This is a genomic window from Streptomyces sp. NPDC085900 (assembly GCF_044540925.1).
Taxonomy (GTDB): Bacteria; Actinomycetota; Actinomycetes; order Streptomycetales; family Streptomycetaceae; genus Streptomyces; species Streptomyces gilvifuscus.
Genome location: NZ_JBITSP010000002.1, coordinates 346788 through 365225 on the forward strand (window position 1 = coordinate 346788; position 18438 = coordinate 365225).

The 18438-nt window shown below is 71.3% G+C and carries 20 protein-coding genes; 12 read left to right on the plus strand and 8 right to left on the minus strand.

All coding sequences use genetic code 11. The annotated features are described in order from the left end of the window. Nucleotides 1-9 precede the first annotated feature (9 nt). Together ACIGDI_RS06300 and ACIGDI_RS06305 are read right to left on the minus strand one after the other, a co-directional pair. Entirely contained in the window at nucleotides 10-774 is a 765-nt protein-coding gene (locus ACIGDI_RS06300; RefSeq protein WP_399891258.1) for a VOC family protein, read from the minus strand. A 93-nt stretch (nucleotides 775-867) separates the two neighbouring features. Then, on the minus strand, nucleotides 868-1260 hold the full coding sequence (locus ACIGDI_RS06305) for a VOC family protein (RefSeq protein WP_399891261.1): 393 nt from the start codon (nucleotides 1258-1260) through the stop codon (nucleotides 868-870). A gap of 70 nt (nucleotides 1261-1330) precedes the next feature. Here ACIGDI_RS06305 and ACIGDI_RS06310 point away from each other — a divergent pair, with 70 nt between their 5' ends. Further along, on the plus strand, nucleotides 1331-1867 hold the full coding sequence (locus ACIGDI_RS06310) for a GNAT family N-acetyltransferase (protein ID WP_399891264.1): 537 nt from the start codon (nucleotides 1331-1333) through the stop codon (nucleotides 1865-1867). 3 nt (nucleotides 1868-1870) lie between these two features. On the opposite strand, the gene ACIGDI_RS06315 is transcribed toward ACIGDI_RS06310, so the two are convergent. Further along, nucleotides 1871-2554: a glycerophosphodiester phosphodiesterase family protein gene (locus ACIGDI_RS06315; protein ID WP_351576787.1), complete on the minus strand. Its 684-nt coding sequence runs from the start codon at nucleotides 2552-2554 to the stop codon at nucleotides 1871-1873. A gap of 386 nt (nucleotides 2555-2940) precedes the next feature. Between ACIGDI_RS06315 and ACIGDI_RS06320 the strand changes: the two genes are divergently transcribed. The 5 genes from ACIGDI_RS06320 to ACIGDI_RS06340 all read left to right on the plus strand — a co-directional run bounded on the left by ACIGDI_RS06320 (nucleotide 2941) and on the right by ACIGDI_RS06340 (nucleotide 7571). Continuing rightward, nucleotides 2941-4338 (plus strand): DUF6421 family protein, encoded by a 1398-nt coding sequence (locus tag ACIGDI_RS06320; protein ID WP_399891268.1) that lies wholly within the window; start codon nucleotides 2941-2943, stop codon nucleotides 4336-4338. A gap of 50 nt (nucleotides 4339-4388) precedes the next feature. Further along, nucleotides 4389-5138 carry an SDR family NAD(P)-dependent oxidoreductase gene (locus ACIGDI_RS06325; protein ID WP_399891270.1) on the plus strand — a complete coding sequence of 250 codons (750 nt, stop codon included), beginning with the start codon at nucleotides 4389-4391 and terminating at the stop codon, nucleotides 5136-5138. After that, nucleotides 5135-6208, plus strand: a complete 1074-nt coding sequence (locus ACIGDI_RS06330) for a low specificity L-threonine aldolase (RefSeq protein ID WP_200701027.1) — start codon at nucleotides 5135-5137, stop codon at nucleotides 6206-6208. Before ACIGDI_RS06325 ends, ACIGDI_RS06330 begins: the two co-directional genes overlap by 4 nt. Before the next feature lie 80 nt (nucleotides 6209-6288). Next, nucleotides 6289-6861 (plus strand): transglutaminase domain-containing protein, encoded by a 573-nt coding sequence (locus ACIGDI_RS06335; protein ID WP_399891275.1) that lies wholly within the window; start codon nucleotides 6289-6291, stop codon nucleotides 6859-6861. An 8-nt stretch (nucleotides 6862-6869) separates the two neighbouring features. After that, entirely contained in the window at nucleotides 6870-7571 is a 702-nt protein-coding gene (locus tag ACIGDI_RS06340) for a B3/4 domain-containing protein (RefSeq protein WP_399891278.1), read from the plus strand. 11 nt (nucleotides 7572-7582) lie between these two features. Here ACIGDI_RS06340 and ACIGDI_RS06345 read toward each other — a convergent pair whose 3' ends face one another. The 3 genes from ACIGDI_RS06345 to ACIGDI_RS06355 all read right to left on the minus strand — a co-directional run bounded on the left by ACIGDI_RS06345 (nucleotide 7583) and on the right by ACIGDI_RS06355 (nucleotide 9881). Next, complete coding sequence (locus tag ACIGDI_RS06345; protein ID WP_399891281.1) at nucleotides 7583-8311, minus strand: class I SAM-dependent methyltransferase; 729 nt, start codon at nucleotides 8309-8311, stop codon at nucleotides 7583-7585. Nucleotides 8312-8553: 242 nt separating this feature from the next. Then, nucleotides 8554-9282, minus strand: coding sequence for a 1-acyl-sn-glycerol-3-phosphate acyltransferase (locus ACIGDI_RS06350; protein ID WP_200701031.1), 729 nt, complete (start codon nucleotides 9280-9282; stop codon nucleotides 8554-8556). Nucleotides 9283-9473: 191 nt separating this feature from the next. Continuing rightward, the gene (locus ACIGDI_RS06355; RefSeq protein WP_399891285.1) at nucleotides 9474-9881 is read right to left on the minus strand and encodes a DUF4395 domain-containing protein; all 408 of its coding nucleotides are present in this window, start codon (nucleotides 9879-9881) and stop codon (nucleotides 9474-9476) included. 75 nt (nucleotides 9882-9956) lie between these two features. Here ACIGDI_RS06355 and ACIGDI_RS06360 point away from each other — a divergent pair, with 75 nt between their 5' ends. From ACIGDI_RS06360 to ACIGDI_RS06375, 4 genes are all read left to right on the plus strand, one after another. Beyond that, nucleotides 9957-10370, plus strand: coding sequence for a TlpA family protein disulfide reductase (locus ACIGDI_RS06360; RefSeq protein ID WP_399891288.1), 414 nt, complete (start codon nucleotides 9957-9959; stop codon nucleotides 10368-10370). A gap of 207 nt (nucleotides 10371-10577) precedes the next feature. Beyond that, on the plus strand, nucleotides 10578-11093 hold the full coding sequence (locus tag ACIGDI_RS06365) for a flavin reductase family protein (protein WP_399891291.1): 516 nt from the start codon (nucleotides 10578-10580) through the stop codon (nucleotides 11091-11093). A 221-nt stretch (nucleotides 11094-11314) separates the two neighbouring features. Continuing rightward, complete coding sequence (locus tag ACIGDI_RS06370) at nucleotides 11315-12103, plus strand: electron transfer flavoprotein subunit beta/FixA family protein (RefSeq protein WP_399891294.1); 789 nt, start codon at nucleotides 11315-11317, stop codon at nucleotides 12101-12103. Nucleotides 12104-12178: 75 nt separating this feature from the next. Next, nucleotides 12179-13141, plus strand: a complete 963-nt coding sequence (locus ACIGDI_RS06375) for an electron transfer flavoprotein subunit alpha/FixB family protein (protein ID WP_200701035.1) — start codon at nucleotides 12179-12181, stop codon at nucleotides 13139-13141. A gap of 59 nt (nucleotides 13142-13200) precedes the next feature. Here ACIGDI_RS06375 and ACIGDI_RS06380 read toward each other — a convergent pair whose 3' ends face one another. Continuing rightward, on the minus strand, nucleotides 13201-14145 hold the full coding sequence (locus ACIGDI_RS06380) for an endonuclease/exonuclease/phosphatase family protein (RefSeq protein ID WP_399891297.1): 945 nt from the start codon (nucleotides 14143-14145) through the stop codon (nucleotides 13201-13203). A 212-nt stretch (nucleotides 14146-14357) separates the two neighbouring features. On the opposite strand from ACIGDI_RS06380, the gene ACIGDI_RS06385 reads away from it, so the two are divergent. After that, on the plus strand, nucleotides 14358-15662 hold the full coding sequence (locus tag ACIGDI_RS06385; RefSeq protein ID WP_399891300.1) for a DUF6986 family protein: 1305 nt from the start codon (nucleotides 14358-14360) through the stop codon (nucleotides 15660-15662). Nucleotides 15663-15758: 96 nt separating this feature from the next. Beyond that, nucleotides 15759-17696, plus strand: coding sequence for a protein kinase (locus ACIGDI_RS06390; protein ID WP_399891303.1), 1938 nt, complete (start codon nucleotides 15759-15761; stop codon nucleotides 17694-17696). Here ACIGDI_RS06390 and ACIGDI_RS06395 read toward each other — a convergent pair. Beyond that, nucleotides 17642-18379 carry a hypothetical protein gene (locus tag ACIGDI_RS06395; RefSeq protein ID WP_399891306.1) on the minus strand — a complete coding sequence of 246 codons (738 nt, stop codon included), beginning with the start codon at nucleotides 18377-18379 and terminating at the stop codon, nucleotides 17642-17644. The genes ACIGDI_RS06390 and ACIGDI_RS06395 overlap by 55 nt on opposite strands. Between the last annotated feature and the right edge of the window lie 59 nt (nucleotides 18380-18438).

Genomic DNA, 18438 nt, shown 5'->3' on the forward strand with positions numbered 1-18438 from the left:
CCGGGGCGCTCAGCTCTCCCGTCCGGCCTCGTACACCCCGAACACCGCCGCCTGCGGATCGCGCAGCACCGCGATCCGCGGGCCGTCGGGCACGGTGGTGGGCTCCATCAGAACCGTGCCGCCCGCCGCGGTCGCCTCCGCCGCGGTCGCGTCCACGTCCGCCACGGCGAAGTACGGCAGCCAGTGCGGGGGCACCTCGTGCGGGAACTTGTCGTCCATGCGCACCATCCCGCCGAAGTCGGCGCCGTCCAGGCCCCACTGTGTGTAGTGCGCCGAGGCCTCGACGGTCCAGCCGAACACGGTCGTGTAGAAGTCCACGGCCCGCTCGGGGGCGCGGGTGAGCAGTTCGACCCAGCCCAGGGCGCCGGGCACGTTGAAGAGCCCGGCGCCCGGGAAGGACCGCGCCTGCCACAGCTGGAAGACGGCACCGGCCGGGTCGAACACCACGGTGAAACGGCCCGTGTCGAACACGTCCACCGGCCCGAGCAGCACCGTCCCACCGGCCTCGGTCACCTCTCGTGCCGCCCGGTCGGCGTCGGCGACCGCGAAGGACACGTTCCACGCCACGGGCTGCGTCGGCTGGTACAGCGGCGACAGCGCGGCCACCGCCGCGTCGCCCAGGTGCGCGACCGTGTACCCGCCCGCCGGCTGACGCGGATCCGTCTCGGCACGCCAGCCGAACAGCCGCCCGTAGAAGCGCTTGGCGCCGTCCAGGTCGTCGGTCCCCAGCTCGGTCCAGCAGGGCCCGCCGGTCACCGGTGTGTCGAGATCCATGGCGTTCCTTCCGCGGGATGTCCGGCCCGGACCCCCTTCAGCACGCTAAGCCCGCCCGGGGAGCCCGGCCATCCGGCGGCCGCCGCGGGCGGTTCAGATCCCGGGCCGGTACCGGAGGGGATGGTCCGCCGGCACCTCCACCAGCACGATCCGCGTCCCGTCCGGGTCTTCGATCCACATCTCGATCAGCCCCCAGGGCTCGCGCACCGGGGGCCGCACGATCCGGACCCCCTTGGCGCGCAGCTCCTCGTGCGCCGCGTCGGCGTCCTCGACCTGCAGCCACAGCCGTACGGCGGGGGAGGGCGGGGCCTCGGAGCGCCCCGACACCTCCAGGAAGCCACCGCCGAGGAAGTAGACGGTGCCGCGGTCCGGCCCGGTGCCGAACTCGCGGTGGACGGCGAGGCCCAGCTGCTCGCCGTAGAAGCGGCGGGAGCGCTCAGGGTCCGCGGGCCGGAGCAGGGTACGACTGCTGAGAACGTGCACCATGCACCCGAAGCCTAGTGGCGGCGTTACCCTCATCGATGCCCTGCCGTGTCAGAGATCGGAGAGCCGCACCATGGAAACCGCCGCCGGACTGACCTTCCGCGATGCCACCGACGCCGACGTCGACGCCCTGGTCGCGCTGATCGAGTCGGCGTACCGCGGAGACTCCAGCAGGGCCGGATGGACCACCGAGGCGGACATCCTGGAGGGACAGCGCACCGACCAGGAGGGCGTGCTCGCGGTCATCAAGTCACCCGACAGCCGTCTGCTCACGGTCGAGCGCGACGGCGTGGTCATCGCCTGCTGCCAGCTCGAACACCGCGGCGCCCACGCCTACTTCGGGATGTTCGCGGTCAGCCCGCGACTCCAGGGCGGCGGTCTGGGCAAGGTGATCATCGCGGAGGCGGAGCGCGCGGCGCGCGAGACCTGGGGCGTCCGCGAGATGCACATGACCGTGATCTCCGTACGCGACGACCTCATCGCCTGGTACGAGCGCCGCGGCTACCGCCGTACGGGAAGGATGACCCCCTTCCCGTACGGTGACGAGCGCTTCGGCATCCCGCAGCGCGACGACCTGCAGTTCGAGCTGCTGGTCAAGGAGCTCGGCTGAGCGTCACGCCGTGAAGCGGGCGGTGCGCTTGATCTCCGGGTAGTCGGTGGTCGCGCCGTCCAGCTGCAGTGCCCTCACGAGACGCAGATGGTCCTGGGTGTTGACCACCCAGCCGATGATCCGCAGGTCCGCCTTGCGGGCCCGCTCCACGATCTCCAGCGTCAGCCGGCGGATGTTGAGGCAGACGGTCGCCGCGCCGGCCTCGACGGCACGGTCGACGATGTCGGTGCCGAAGCGGCTGCCGATGAGCGCGGTGCGCACCCCGGGCACGAGGCGGGCGATCTCGGCGACCGCCTCGTCGTGGAAGGAGGACACTTCCACCCGGGCGACCAGGTCCCGCTTGAGCATCACCTCGGCCAGCGCCCGGGCGGCCTGCACGTCCTTGATCTCGGCCTGCAGCGGCGTGCGTACCGCCTCCAGGACCTCCTCGAAGACCGGCACGTGCTCGCCGCGGCCCGCGTCCAGGGCGCGCAGCTCGGCGAGGGTCTTCTCGGCGATGGGGCCGGTGCCGTCGGTCGTGCGGTCCACGTCGGTGTCGTGCATGACGACGAGCGCGCCGTCCTTGCTCAGATGCAGATCGAGTTCGATGACGTCGAGGCCGGCCTGCTGGGCGGCGACGAAGGAACGGAGGGTGTTCTCGGGCTCGACACCCATGACTCCGCGGTGACCGATGGTAAGGAAGTTCAAAGTTCAACTCGCTTCCGTCGACGGGCGGCTCGGACCGCGCGCGGACCGGAGCGGACGGCCGCGCGGGCAGAGCCGCAGCCTAACGGCCCGGCCGCGCGATGAACCCGTGCGTACACGAGGGATCGGCGTGGCGTACGGGGCCTGTCCGGCCCTTGCGGCCGCTGCCGCTCACCCGGGCGTGGGCGAGTCCCGCGGGCATTGACCGGTTGGCTGATACCCGTGCGGTGCCGTCGTATACCCGGCAGAGCCGCATTCACTGCGTCGGGCAGGAAAAAGTTCCGTGACGATGCGGTTGCGCAGGATAATTTCCGGAGGGCGCACTTGCTGGGAGAAAGCCCGTATGTATACGGTCTCCTTACGCAAGCTTCTCCCGTGGAGGATGGGACATGACGGAAATTCTTGTGCAGGCGGCTTCGGGGGAGCAGGTTCCTCCCGCGACCAGGGTGGTCGAGCACCCGGCGTGGCCGGTGCTCAAGGATGCCGTGGAGCGGATCCGGCCATGGCAGTCCAAGGACGGGTCGATCGACTTCGAGGCCGAGGGCGCACCCGACCGCGCCGACGCCGAGGCCGCCGTACGGCGTGTCGCGGAGGCCGTCGAGGAGCTCTCCCCGATGCTCCCGCACGACACCGCCTACCACGAGGCCCTGGTCAAGGACCTGGAGCGGTGGTCCGTCGACGGCTTCCAGGTGCCCGACTTCCTGGACTCGCTGCTGGCCTTCCAGCCCGCCGCCAACCGTGCGGACGGCCTGCAGCACCTGGTCGTCTTCCCGATGTACACCCAGAACGGCAACCCCGACCGCAACCTCGAGGCGGTCGTGCTGCGCATGGTCTGGCCCGACTGGCTGGCCGAGTTGGAGCGCACCCGCTACGACAACCCGCTGTTCTGCGGCATCAAGTTCGAGGACTTCACCGCCGGGTACGACACCAACTCCGCCGTCCTCTTCCCCGAGACCATCGCCGTCCGCGAGGCGCCGGAACGTTTCTCCTGGGGTGGCATCTTCTGCGACCGCGAGGCCGCCCGCTTCCGCCGGGTCACCGACGCCGCCGTCGACATCCTGGGCCTGGAACTGCCCGAGGACATCGCCGCGATGGTCCACGACCAGAAGCGCTGCGAGGAGGCCTTCGTCCTGTGGGACATGGTCCACGACCGCACCCACAGCCACGGCGACCTGCCCTTCGACCCGTTCATGATCAAGCAGCGCCAGCCGTTCTGGATGTACGGCCTGGAGGAGCTGCGCTGCGACCTCACCGCCTTCAAGGAGGCCGTCAAACTCCAGGCCGACGGCGTCCCGCAGGCCCGTGACGTGCAGTACGCGGTCCTCTTCGACCGCATGTTCCGCTTCCCGGTCACCGGCGAGCGGGTGCGCAACTACGACGGCCTCGGCGGCCAGCTGCTCTTCGCCTACCTGCACAAGCACGATGTCGTCCGCTGGACCGACAACAAGCTGCACATCGACTGGCAGCGCGCCCCGCAGGTCACCAACGAGCTGTGCGCCGAGATCGAGAAGCTCTACCGCGACGGCATCGACCGCCCCAAGCTCGTCCACTGGTTCGCCGGGTACGAGCTGGTCTCCACCTACCTCGCCCCGCACCCGGGCTCCAAGTGGGCCAAGGGCCCCGACGCCCTCGACCTGAGCCAGCCGCCCCGGAAACTCGTCGATGACGTGCTTCCGGACGAGTTTCCGCTGAGCATGTTCTATGAGGCCCTCTCCAAGAAGCTCAAGAACGTGATCGCCTCGACCCGGGGCATCACGGCGCAGAGCGCCGAGCGGGCCGCCGCGTGAGCGTGCGCGGCACCGGGAACACTGCTCAGCAAGCTCAGGAGGCGAAGAACATGGCGGGGAACGGAGCTCTCAGCGGTGCGGTGATCGCGGTGGCCGGCGCGGGCGGACCCGCCGGGCGGGCCGCGCTGCTGCGGCTGGCCGAGGCCGGGGCGACCGTCGTCGGCGCCGACAACGATCCCGAGCGGCTCGCGGAGGCGGTGGACGCGGCCCGGTACGCCTCGGGCGGCGCCACGGTCACCGGTGAATCCGTCGACCTGCTGGACCTCGAGTCCACCCGCGACTGGGCCATGCACATCGAGAAGGACTTCGGCCGCGTCGACGGCGTGGTCCACCTCGTCGGCGGCTGGCGCGGCAGCGAGACCTTCATCAAGACCAGCCTCGACGACTGGGACTTCCTGGAGCTGCTGCTCATCCGCACCGTGCAGCACACCTCGCTCGCCTTCTCCGAGGCGCTCCAGCGCAGTGACCGCGGCCGCTACGTCCTGATCAGCGCCGCCGGCGCCTCCAAGCCCACCGCCGGGAACGCGGCGTACGCCGCCGCCAAGGCCGCCGCCGAGGCGTGGACGCTGGCCATGGCCGACTACTTCCGCAAGGCCGGGGGTCCCGAGGGGCCGACGTCGGCGGCTGCGATCCTGGTGGTGAAGGCGTTGGTGCACGATGCCATGCGCGCCGAGCGCCCCAACGCGAAGTTCGCGGGCTTCACGGACGTCAAGGACCTCGCGGAGGCCATCGCCGACGTCTGGAGCAAGCCCGCCGCCGAAGTGAACGGAAAGCGTCTGTGGCTGACCGACAAGCCGTGAACCCCCCGAAGACCGACGCCCGTCGCCATCACGACCCGGACGTCCGCGGCTTCGCCAGCGACAACTACGCCGGGGCCCACCCGGAGGTGCTCGCCGCCCTGGCCCTGGCCAACGACGGGCACCAGGTCGCCTACGGCGAGGACGAGTACACCGAGAACCTGCAGCGGATCATCCGCAGCCACTTCGGGGCCACCGCGGAGGCCTTCCCGGTCTTCAACGGCACCGGCGCCAACGTCGTCGCGCTCCAGGCGGTCACCGACCGCTGGGGCGCGGTGATCTGCGCCGAGAGCGCCCACATCAACGTCGACGAGGGCGGCGCTCCGGAGCGCATGGGCGGCCTGAAGCTGCTCACCGTCCCGACGCCGGACGGCAAGCTGACCCCCGAGCTGATCGACAAGCAGGCCTGGGGCTGGGAGGACGAGCACCGCGCGATGCCGCAGGTCGTCTCGATCACCCAGAGCACGGAGCTCGGCACGCTCTACACGCCCGAGGAGATCCGCGCGATCTGCGAGCACGCCCACGCGCACGGCATGAAGGTGCACCTGGACGGCTCCCGCATAGCCAACGCGGCCGCGTCCCTGAACGTCCCGATGCGGACGTTCACCAACGCGGTCGGCGTCGACATCCTCTCCCTCGGCGGGACGAAGAACGGCGCGCTGTTCGGCGAGGCGGTCGTGGTGATCGACCAGGACGCCGTGAGCCACATGAAGCACCTGCGCAAGCTGTCCATGCAGCTCGCCTCCAAGATGCGCTTCGTGTCGGTGCAGCTGGAGGCCCTGCTCGCCAAGGACCTGTGGCTGCGCAACGCCCGCCACTCCAACGAGATGGCCCAGCGCCTGGCCGAGGGCGTGCGTGCCGTGCACGGCGTGGAGATCCTCTACCCGGTGCAGGCCAACGGCGTCTTCGCCAGGCTCCCGCACGACGTGAGCGAGCGGCTGCAGAAGCGCTTCCGGTTCTACTTCTGGGACGAGGCGGCCGGCGTCGTGCGCTGGATGTGCGCGTTCGACACGACCGAGGACGACGTGGACTCGTTCGTGGCGGCGCTGAAGGAGGAGATGGCGCGCCAGTAGACCCTCGGGCCATGCATAGATATGCGGTCACTCGTAAAGTCATTGACGGTCGAGTGATCGCGTTTCTATGCTCTGCGGGCATGGAGCTGATCCAGAAAACCCCCGACCTGTCCGCGTATCTGGCCGCCGACGAGGTCATCGACCATCACCATCCGCTCGTCAGGCGGACGGCTGCCCGGCTCGCGCGGGATGCCGAGGACTCCTATGCCTATGCGCGGCTGGCGTTCGAGTTCGTCCGCGACACCATCCCGCATTCCCAGGACTCCGGGGACCCGCGTGTCACCTGGCGGGCCTCCGACGTCCTGGAGCAGGGCACCGGCATCTGCTACGCGAAGTCCCACGCGCTGGCGGCCCTGCTGCGGGCGGAGGACATCCCGACCGCGCTCTGCTACCAGAAGTTCGACGTGGTCCACGGTCTGGTCGCCGTCCGCTTCAACGGCGCCTGGCACCGGCAGGACCCGCGCGGCAACAAACCCGGCGTGGACGCCCAGTTCTCCCTCGACGGGGAACGCCTGGCCTTCGCGCCGGACCCGGAGTTCAATGAGCTGGACTATCCGGTCCTGTATGCTGAACCGCATCCGGCCGTCCTCGACGCACTCAAGGCCGCCCCCGACCGGGCGTACCTGTGGAAGACGCTCCCCACCGCACTCTGAGGCAGACGATGACCCTCCCGCTGACCGTGTCCGACGAGGTGCGCGCCCTCGCGCCCGGCTTCACCCACCTGGCGATCGAGGCGCACGGCCTGGTCAACGGGCCCAGCACCGAAGGGAGTTCGGCCCTGCTGGACGACGCGGCCCGCCGTCTCGCCGCACGCCTGGACGGCCGCGCCCCGCACGAGGACCCGCACATGGCCGCCTGGCGCGAGGTGTACACCGCGTTCGGCTCCAAGCCCTCCCGCACCCGCAACTCGGCCGAGGCGCTGGCGAAGAGGGCCCTGTCGGACGCCGGCCTGCCCCGCGTCAACCTCCTGGTCGATCTCTACAACGCCGTCAGCGTCGCCCACCTGATCCCGGTCGGCGGAGAGGACATCGACCGCATCCGGGGCGGTATGCGGCTCGTACGGGCCGCGGGCGACGAGGACTTCGTGACGGTGGCCGGGGGCGAGGAGACCGTCGAACACCCCGGCGCGGGTGAGGTGGTGTGGCGCGACGACGCCGGTGTGACCTGCCGTCGCTGGAACTGGCGCCAGGGCCCGCGCACCCGGCTCACCGAGGAGACCGTCTCCGGCATCTTCCTGCTGGAGGGCATGGCCCCCCTGCCGGTCGCCGAGTTGGAGGCGGCGGGGGCCGAACTCGCCGAACTGCTGCAGAAGTTCAGCCCGGGCGCGCGGATCGACGTTCGTGAGGCGGAGACCGCCGACTGAGCGGGCGGGGCTCAGGAACTGCGGAACAGGCCCGTCCACAGGAAGGGTTCGCCGAAGCGGGCGGACCCGGGCGGCTCGTCCCGCATCCGCCGTATCTCGATCTCCGTCAGACCGGAGAAGATCCGGCGCAGGGACTCGGGGGTGTAGGCGAGACCGCCCTCCAGGCGACCGCGCCGGTAGAACTCCGCGTCCGGCAGCTCGGACCCCATGGCGCCGACGGCGAAGCACGTGAGCCCGAACAGCCCGCCGGGCGCGAGACATCGGTCGAGCAGCGCCAGGTAGCTGATGCGGCGGTGCGGCGGCAGGTGGTGGAGGCAGCCGGAGTCGTAGACCAGGTCGTAGTGGCCGTGAATCTCGTCGTCGAGCAGTGCGAAGGCGTCGCCGCACAGGAACCGGACCTCGGCGCCCGTCTCGCGGGCGCGTTCCCGCGCCCAGTCGACCGCCACCGGCGACAGATCCACGGCGTCGACCTCGAAGCCCAGCGAGGCGAGGTACAGCGCGTTGCGGCCGGGACCGCAGCCCAGGTCGAGGGCGCGGCCCGGGGCGACCAGGCCGCGGTCGACGTAGGAGACCAGGTTCTCGTCGGGCTTCGCGGCGAAGAACGGGACGGGTCTGGAACGGTCCGCGTAGAACTCGTCCCACCAGGAACCCGCGTTCCCGGTCCAGCGGTCGGCTCCCGAGGCGAACAGCCCGTCCAGAAGCCGTAGGACGTCCTCCACCGTGCGTATGTCCCGGTCCATCAGATCCCCTTCCGACCTCCGGGATCCTAGGCCTGAGCAGGACGGATGCCGAGTTCGGGCGGTCGACGCGGAAGCCGTGGCCGACGCCTGGAGGGGCTGAGGAGGCGACGGACGGGGGCTGTCATCAGGGGCGGGGCGAACCACCCTCACCGTCGGCGCGACGGGTCGTCAGGAGGCCGTTTACGGGGAAGCGCCGGTGACTTTTTCGCGTCGCCGGTCCGCGGACGGCCTCCGACGCCGTCTCAGCGTGCCTCGGACTCCCGTACCTGCTCCGGCGTGGGCGCCGTACCGCCCAGATGGGCCGGCATCCACCAGGTGTCCTCGGCGTCCTTGGGGCGGACGGGGTAGGCGCGCTGGGCGGCCTCGAGCAGTTCCTGCACCCGCTCGCGCAACTGACGGGTGATCGCGCCGGCGTACTTGTCCTTGGACGCCTCGATCGCCTCGCCGACCCGGATGGTGATCGGGGTGTGGCTGCGCTTGAAGTTGCGCGGATGGCCCTTGGTCCACAGTCGCTGCGTCCCCCACACCGCCATCGGGATCAGCGGGACGCCCGCCTCCTGGGCCAGGCGCGCGGCACCGGACTTGAAGGACTTCAGCGTGAAGGACTGGGAGATGGTCGCCTCGGGGAACACCCCGACGATCTCACCGGACTTCAGCGAGTCCAGCGCGTGCGCGTACGCCGCCTCGCCCTGCTCGCGGTCCACGGGGATGTGCTTCATGCCGCGCATCAGCGGGCCGGAGATCTTGTGCCGGAAGACCGACTCCTTCGCCATGAAGCGAACGAGCCGTTTCTGCGGCAGCGCCGCGAGGCCGTCGAAGATGAAGTCCAGATAGCTGATGTGGTTGCTCACCAGCACGGCACCGCCCGAGCGTGGGATGTTCTCCGACCCCTTGCAGTCGATCTTCAGGTCCCACGCCTTGAACAACGTGAGTGCGAGACCGATGACGGGGCGGTAGACAAGCTCTGCCATGGGACGGGGTGGACCCTTCCTTCTCAGCCTGGGAAGGAGCTCCCGGCGGGAAAGTTACGCAGCCGTAGGTTTTACGGCTCGTCGCAGATCGTGCCCCAAGAACGGCCCGGGAGCCAGCCCAAGTTCCGGTCGACGGCGGAGATCCTCGTCACGTCGGCCCCGGTGATCCACCTCGCCCTTTTAACCCTCCTTTACTCGGTGCGCGGTGTCACCCTCCGCACCAGCAGATACAACTCGCAGCCCAGGCAGTATCCGAACGCGGCGTTCAGGAAGGCGGCCGCCAGCGCGAGCCCCGTCGCGGCCATCCCCAGCCACGCGGGCCCGAGCCAGTACCCGAAGAGACCGAGAACGGCGAAAACAAGTCCCACCGCCTGGGCGAACCGCGGCGGCTGCGGCGACTCGAACTCGGTCGGCGGCCCGATCCGGGGCCGTACGACCCTGCGGAACAGCCAGCCGTAGGGCGAGCGTCCCGCCGCGCCCAGGGCGAAGACCAGCGTCTGCCAGGCCAGCAGCCAGGCGCTCCCGGTGACGAGCACGAGGACCAGCACCACGGTCGTCACGACCGCGCCGAAGCGCGGGCCCCTCACATCGATGTCCATGAATCAAGCATTCCGCATGGAAAATGATTCAGGGGCTCGGGAATCTTTGCAGTCTCGTGAACGCTGGAGCAGTCGATGACCGGAGTGGTGGTGTGCGTGGCGGTGCTCGCTGTGGCGGGCGCCTTCGGGGTGCTGCACCGACAGCGGAACGGGAGGGTGCGCGTGCGCGGGCGCGACGACGGAAAGCGGCTCGACGCGGCCGAACTGGGCGGGGAACTCGGCGAGCGCGCCACCCTCGTGCAGTTCTCCAGCGCCTTCTGCGCCCCCTGCCGGGCCACCCGCAGGATCCTCGGCGAGGTGGCCGGCATGGTGCCCGGCGTGACCCACGTCGAGATTGACGCCGAGGACCGCCTGGAGCTGGTCCGCGAACTGGAGATCCTCAAGACCCCGACCGTGCTGGTCCTCGACGCCGACGGCCGGGTCGTGCGGCGCGCGACCGGCCAGCCGCGCAAGGCCGACGTGATCGCCGCCCTCGGGGAGGCGGTCTGAGCCCGTGACGTGGACGGTGAGGCATCTCCCAGATGCCGGAACGTACTTGACTGTGTGCGCCACGTATCGTCAGCCTGACTGCATGCCCACGGAACTCCTTCTCCACGGGCGGGCCCACATCGACCTGGCCCGCACCGCGAGCGCGCGCTGTCCCGGCTGTTGAGCAGCCACGACTCCGCTCGCCCCTCCTCGCAGAAGGACATCGCCGTGCCGGCCACTCCCGACCTCGACACCCACACCGTTCGACTCGCCTCTCCCGACCTGCTGCGCTCCGTCTTCCGGCGGCACGCGGCGGGCGTCGCCGTGATCACCGCGCTGGGCGAGTCCGGCCCGGTCGGCTTCACCGCCACCTCCCTCAGCTCCGTCTCCGCCGAACCCCCGATGCTCTCCTTCGGCATCGGCACCGGCGCCTCCAGCTGGCCCGCCATATCGGGGACGGACCACGTCGGCGTCCACATACTCGGCGAGCACCAGCAGGAGCTGGCCGCCACCTTCGCCAGGAGCGGCGCCGACCGCTTCGGGGCGCCCACCGCCTGGCGCGAGGGGCCCGAGGGCGTCCCCGTCCTCGACGACGTCCTCGCCTGGCTCGTGTGCCGCGTCGTCGCCCGCGTGCCGGCCGGGGACCATCGCATCGTGCTGGCCGAGGTCGTCCTCGGTGATCCCGCCGGCCCCGGCCGTCCCCTGCTGTACCACCAGGGCCGGTTCAACGGTCTGCGCGACTGATCGTCGCCGGCTTCGCCCTGCGAGACGGTCGAGTTCCGATTACGCTGCGTTGCGAAGGTCACAGTTCAAAGCGCTTGCTTAGCGGGAACCAACTGGGTGTACTGACGAGTAATATTTCGCTCGGAGCGCGGGGTCGCCCCGATCGGGATCGGCCGCTAGAGGCGCCTATGCTGCCTGAAGGTAGGCAGCACCGAAATGACGATTGCAGTAGGAGAGCCGGCGTGAGCTTGAGGATCGTTGTCACTGTGAAGTACGTGCCCGACGCCACTGGCGACCGGCACTTCGCCGATGACCTGACCGTCGACCGGGACGACGTGGACGGTCTGCTCTCCGAGCTCGACGAGTACGCCGTCGAGCAGGCGCTGCAGATCTCGGAGAACTCCGACGACGACGTCGAGGTCACCGTCCTGACGGTGGGCCCGGAGGACGCCAAGGACGCCCTGCGCAAGGCGCTGTCGATGGGTGCGGACAAGGCGATCCACGTCGAGGACGACGACCTGCACGGCACCGACGCCATCGGCACCTCGCTGGTGCTGGCGAAGGCGATCGAGAAGGCCGGCTTCGACCTGGTCGTCTCCGGTATGGCCTCCACCGACGGCACCATGGGCGTGGTCCCGGCGCTGCTGGCCGAGCGGCTGGGTGTGCCGCAGGTGACGCTGCTGTCGGAGGTCTCGGTCGAGGACGGCACGGTCAAGGGGCGCCGCGACGGCGACACGGCGTCGGAGCAGCTTCAGGCCTCGCTGCCGGCGGTGGTGTCGGTGACCGACCAGTCGGGTGAGGCGCGTTACCCGTCCTTCAAGGGCATCATGGCGGCGAAGAAGAAGCCGGTGGAGTCCTGGGACCTGTCCGACCTGGAGATCGACGCCGAAGAGGTCGGTCTCGCGGGTGCCTGGACGAAGGTCGAGGCGGCGGCCCAGCGTCCGGCGCGGACCGCGGGCACGATCGTCAAGGACGAGGGCGAGGGCGGCAAGCAGCTCGCCGAGTTCCTCGCGAGCCAGAAGTTCATCTAAGGGCTCCGGCCCTCTTGAGGCTCAACTCCCTTCCCGCCCCTCAGACTTCGCACATCCGCAAGGAGTTTCGTTCCCATGGCTGAAGTTCTCGTCTACGTCGATCACGTGGACGGTGCCGTCCGCAAGCCCACCCTGGAGCTGCTGACCCTCGCGCGCCGCATCGGCGAGCCGGTCGCCGTCGCGCTGGGCGCGGGCGCCGCCGGCACCGCCGCCGCGCTGGCCGAGCACGGCGCCGTCAAGGTCCTCACCCACGAGGCGTCCGAGTACGCCGACTACCTGGTCGTGCCGAAGGTCGACGCGCTGCAGGCCGCCGTCGCCGCCGTCTCCCCGGCCGCCGTGCTGGTGCCGTCCTCCGCGGAGGGCAAGGAGATCGCCGCGCGTCTGGCGCTGCGTCTGGGCTCCGGCGTCATCACCGACGCCGTCGACCTGGAGGCCGGCGACGAGGGCCCGGTGGCCACGCAGTCGGTGTTCGCCGCCTCCTTCACCACCAAGTCCCGCGTCTCCAAGGGCACGCCGGTCATCACGGTCAAGCCCAACTCCGCCGCGGTGGAGGCCGCCCCGGCCGCCGGCGCGGTCGAGGCCCTGGAGGTGTCCTTCTCCGAGCAGGCCACCGGCACGAAGGTGACCGCCCGTACGCCGCGTGAGTCGACGGGCCGCCCCGAGCTGACCGAGGCCGCGATCGTGGTCTCCGGCGGCCGCGGTGTCAACGGCGCCGAGAACTTCTCGATCATCGAGGCCCTCGCCGACTCCCTGGGTGCCGCGGTGGGCGCCTCGCGTGCCGCCGTCGACGCGGGCTGGTACCCGCACACCAACCAGGTCGGCCAGACCGGCAAGTCCGTCTCGCCGCAGCTGTACATCGCCAACGGCATCTCCGGCGCCATCCAGCACCGGGCCGGCATGCAGACCTCCAAGACCATCGTGGCGGTCAACAAGGACGCCGAGGCCCCGATCTTCGACCTCGTCGACTACGGCGTGGTGGGCGACCTCTTCGACGTCGTCCCCGCCCTCACCGAGGAGATCAAGGCCCGCAAGGGCTGATCGCCGCACCCGCAGGCCGAGGCCCCCGCGACCGCACGAACGGTCGCGGGGGCCTCGTCTCATGCCAGGCTCAGCCAGGCCCGCACCGGAAGGTGGTCGCTGGGGTACTGGCCGTGCGCGGAGAAGGTGTCGATCACCGCGCGGTGCACGGTCACCCCGGCCGTGGTGAGGATCCAGTCGATCCGGTCGCCGTCCGGTTTCAGCCCCTGGTAGCCGTGAAAGGTCGCGTACGGCGCGCCGCGCTCGGCCGCCGTGTCCCAGGCGTCGACCAGACCCGTGGACAGCATCCTGTCGTAGACGGTGTTCTTGTGCGCGGCGACGTTGAAGTCGCCGGTCACCACGACCGGCAGCGGGTACCGGAGCGCGGCGATCCGCTGGGTCATCAGATCGGCGCTGCGTTCGCGGGCGTACTGGCTCGCGTGGTCGAAGTGGGTGTTGCAGACGTAGAACTCCCGTCCGCCGTCCGCGAGATCGCGGAATCTGATCCAGGTGACGACGCGGGGGAAGGCGGCGCCCCAGGTGTTGGAGGCGATGGTCTCCGGCGTGTCCGAGAGCCAGTAGGTGTAGTGCTCGACGGGTGCCAGCCGCCGGTTGTCGTAGTAGATCGCCGTGGACTCGTCGCGGCTGCCGCCCTCACGGCCGGTGCCGATCCAGTCGTAGTGAGCGCCCAGGTCGGACTCGATGTCCCGCAACTGCTGGTACAGGCCCTCCTGGGTGCCGACGACATGGGGACGCGCGCGCCGGAGCAGGTCGCGCATCACGGGTCTGCGGTCGCTCCAGCTGTCGGGCTCCTTGGTGCTCGCGAAGCGCAGGTTGAAGGTCATCACCTGCAGTCGAGGACCCCGACGCCCGCGTATCGGGGCGCTGCGGACCCGTGCTCGCACCGGTAACGAGGAGGCGGACGAGGTGGAGATCGCGGCGGCTCCGGAGAGGGGCGCGGTGAGGGCCGCGGCGAACAAGGCCCGCAGGCCCAGACGGCGGGTGACTCGGCGCTGGTCGGGCACGGGGGCTCCTTCGGTCGCACGGGCCGGACGAGTCTCGCGTGGGGGGAGTTGTGCGTCGAGCGGTGTGATACCCGGGAGGCGGTGGGGAGTGAACATGCCGAGGTCATGGCGTGGTCGGCACGTGGACACGGTGTTGACCGGGCCGACCGGGCACGGATACCTTCGTTCTACGGATTGTTGATTCCGTAGAGCGGAAAACTGGAGGGTGTGGGATGGGTCAGGGCCAGCAGGAGACGGTGGCGACGAGCCTCGCGGGCGCCGTCAGCGAGGAGATCAGCGCCTCCCTCGCCCCGGTCGACGCCGAACTGGAGCGCCGCTACCCCGGCGACCCCGGCACCCGTCAGCCCGTCCACACCGTCTACGTCCCCGGAGACGTCTTCGCCGCCGACACCATCCGCTCCTGGGGCGACCAGGCCCTCGCCGCCCTCGACGAACACGCCCCGGACGCCGCCTCCTTCGCCGCCGTCCTCGGCCTCGCCGACGACCTCGCCGAGCCCGTCTACACGCGCGTGCGCGCCAAGCTGGAGCACGAGCCCGTCGAGGACCTGCGTGTCGACTTCGAGGACGGCTACGGCCCGCGCCCGGACGCCGAGGAGGACGAGACGGCGGCCCGCGCGGCCCGGCTGATCGCCCAGGCGTACGAGAACGGCACGGCGGCCCCGTACATGGGCATCCGCATGAAGTGCATGGAAGCGCCGGTGCGCGACCGGGGCATCCGCACCCTGGACGTCTTCCTCACCGGCCTGATGCGGGCCGGCGGCCTGCCCGACGGGCTGGTGCTGACCCTGCCGAAGGTGACGTACGCCGAGCAGGTGAGCGCCTTCGTCCGGCTCCTGGAGGCCTTCGAGAAGGCGCACGGTCTGGACGCCGGCCGGATCGGCTTCGAGATCCAGATCGAGACCAGCCAGTCCATCCTCGCCACCGACGGCACCGCCACCGTCGCCCGCATGATCCAGGCCGCCGAGGGGCGGGCCACCGGACTGCACTACGGCACCTTCGACTACAGCGCCTGCCTCGGCGTCTCCGCCGCCTACCAGGCCAGCGACCACCCGGCCGCCGACCACGCCAAGGCGATCATGCAGGTCGCGGCGGCGGGGACGGGGGTACGGGTGTCCGACGGCTCGACCAACGTGCTGCCGGTGGGGCCGACTCAGAAGGTGCACGACGCCTGGCGGCTGCACTACGGACTGACCCGGCGGGCGCTCGCCCGCGCCTACTACCAGGGCTGGGACATGCACCCCGGGCACATCCCCACCCGCTACGCCGCCGTCTTCGCCTTCTACCGCGAGGGCTTCGAACAGGCCGCCGCCCGGCTCGCCCGCTACGCCAACCGGGCCGGCGGCGACGTCATGGACGAGCCCGCCACCGCCAAGGCCCTCGGCGGATACCTGCTGCGCGGCCTGGACTGCGGTGCCCTCGACATCGCCGAGGTGGCCCGCCTCACCGGCCTCACCCGGGCCGACCTCGAGGGCTTCGCGGCGCCCCGGCGCGGCGACCTGACCGCGTCCGCCAAGTAGCGGGCCGGTCACGGCAGTCACCGTCGGCCGACGCCGTCACCTCCGCCCCGTAGGCTGTACGCCACGCGTTGACGGGTGACAGGAACGGGGCGTGCGGTGTCTTCGGGGGAGACCTCAGGCGGGAACAGCCGGGCCGACGGGACGGGACGACTGCTGGCGGGGCGCTATCGCGTCCTGGCGCAGCTCGGCCGAGGCGGCATGGGCGTCGTCTGGAGGGCCGTCGACGAGGTGCTGGGCCGTGAGGTCGCCGTCAAGGAGCTGCGCACCTACACCGACGCCGACGGGCCCGAACTCGCCGATCTACGGGTGCGGATGCAGCGCGAGGCCCGCGCGGCGGCCCGGGTGCGGCATCCCGGCGTCGTCGCCGTGCACGACGTGGCCGAGGTCGACGGCCGTCCGCTGATCGTCATGGAGCTCGTCGACGGGCCCTCCCTGGAGCAGGTGCTGCGCGAGCGCGGCTCCCTCGGCCCCGTCGAGGCCGCCGGCATCGGCGCCCAGGTGATGGACGCGCTCGCGGCGGCCCACCGGGCCGGCGTCCTGCACCGGGACGTGAAGCCCGGCAACATCCTTCTCGAACGGTCCGGACGCGTCGTCCTGACGGACTTCGGCATCGCGGCCATGGACGACCCGGGCGACGGCGCCGCCACCCACCTGACCCGCAGCGGCGCCCTCGTCGGCTCCCTGGACTACCTGGCGCCCGAGCGCGCCCAGGGCGCCGACGCGAGCGCCGCCTCCGACGTCTGGGCCCTGGGCGCCACGCTCTACGCGGCCGTCGAGGGCTCCTCGCCCTTCCGCCGTACGTCGACGTTCTCCACGCTCACCGCGATCGTCACCGAACCGCTCCCCGAGCCCGAGCGCGCCGGCCCGCTCACCGCCGTCCTGCGCCAACTCCTCGACAAGCGGCCCGACACCCGCCCGGAGGCCGAGCAGGCCCGCGCGCTGCTGCAGGCCGTGGCGGACGCGGGCGGCACGGACACACCGACGACTACCCTGCGCGGCGACCAGGCGCCCAGGACGGGGACGGAACCCGGCGTTGCGCCGCTGCCCACGGCATTCGTCATGCCGGGAGCGGCGGCCGCGCGTCCGCACGGCTCCGGGCCCACCGACCCGCCCGGGCGGACGGCTCCCGCCGCCGCCGCAGCCGCCGCTGGCGCTGCCGGCCGACACGACACCTCCGACGACACGGCGGGTCCCCGCGACACCGCCGCCGACGCCGCCGGCCGACACGACACCGTCGCCCCCGCGACGCCCGGCTTCGGTCCGCCCGTGCCGTACGCACCGGTACCGGACCCGGCGTTGGCCCCCACCGGCCCCATCGCGTCTTCCGACGCCCCGCGCCGCAGGGGTCGTGTGCTGCTCGCCGCCGTAGCCGTCGCCCTCGTCCTCGCGGCGGCCGGCGGCACCGTCGCCCTGGTGAACTCGGGGGGCGAGAAGGCGCACAAGGGGGCCTCCGCGTCCGGTGCGGGTGCCTCGGCCTCGGCGTCCGCCTCCGACCGCACCGACGCCGACCCTTCGACCGGCGCCAAGTCCACCGAACAGGGCGACAAGAAGTCCCCGAAGCCGACGCCGACCGGCGGCGAGAAGGGCGGGACCAAGCCCACGGGCCGTGCCTCGGCCTCCGCCACCGCGAACTCCCCTGGCGGCGGCACCACGGACGGGGGCACCACGGGCGGCGCCAAGGGCGGCACCTCGGGCGCCGGGACCACCGGGGGTGGCGGCACGACCGGCGGAGGGACCGCGACCAGCCCCGCCCCGGCCTGCACCCCCGCCGGCGGCGGCAAGTACGACTGCACCGTCTGGCGCACCGCCAAGTCCTACACCGCCTCCGGCACCGAGGCCGGGGTCCTGAACGCGGGCGTCAACTACTTCTACTGCCAGCAGAATCTGGGGCGCCGCGAGACGTACGGGCAGTGGACCAACGTCTGGTGGGCGAGGACGGACGACGACAGCGGCAACACGAACGTCTACGTCAGCGACGTCTACATCAAGGGCGGGGACAACAACGAGCCCGTCCCCGGACTGCCGGTCTGCTGATCACCTAGGAACTTCTCCAGACCGGACGCCGTCACCATCTTCTCCTCGGCGAACACCCGGGCGCCCCGCTCGCGCAGCGACGCGTCGCCGCGGGCCCGTGCGCAGAACTCCTCGGGCGTCACGCCGAACAACTCCCTCAACCGGGCCGATCCGACGAGGAGTTCGGTGATCAGCCGCCGCTGGCCGGGGTGCCGTCGCGGGGTGTCGGTGCCGTTGCGCAGCACTCCGCGCCGATTGACGTAGATGTGGGCGCCGGGCAGCCGGGTTCCGTCCTCCAGCTCGATCCGCACCTCGGGCGCGGGCAGCCAGGCGCGACGGTAGTTGCCGTGCGGCAGCGGTACGCCCTCGCTGGCGTCGATCACCGCGAGCTGCTCGGCGTCGAACCAGGTCACGAACAACTCGCATACGGCATCCGGCGCTTGGAACGGCGACGCAGAGACGTATCCGGCACGGCTCACATGCGCGGAGACGCCGACGTCGATGCCGGTGACCCGGGCCCGGACCATCGGGATGGGCGAGGTGATGCCCGACTCGGCCATCTTGTAGCGCAGTTGGCCGGGGCAGGCGTTGGAGCCGACCGCCAGCACGGCGACGCGGTCCTCGTGCACCAGGCGGTCCAGCGGCAGCAGCCGGTCCCCCTCGAGCAGCCCCGACTCGGCGGGCCAGGCCCCGGGATAGAGCAACGGCTCCTGCCACGGAACACAGTCCAGCCCGAGCCCCGCCAACGACCGGTCCGACCACT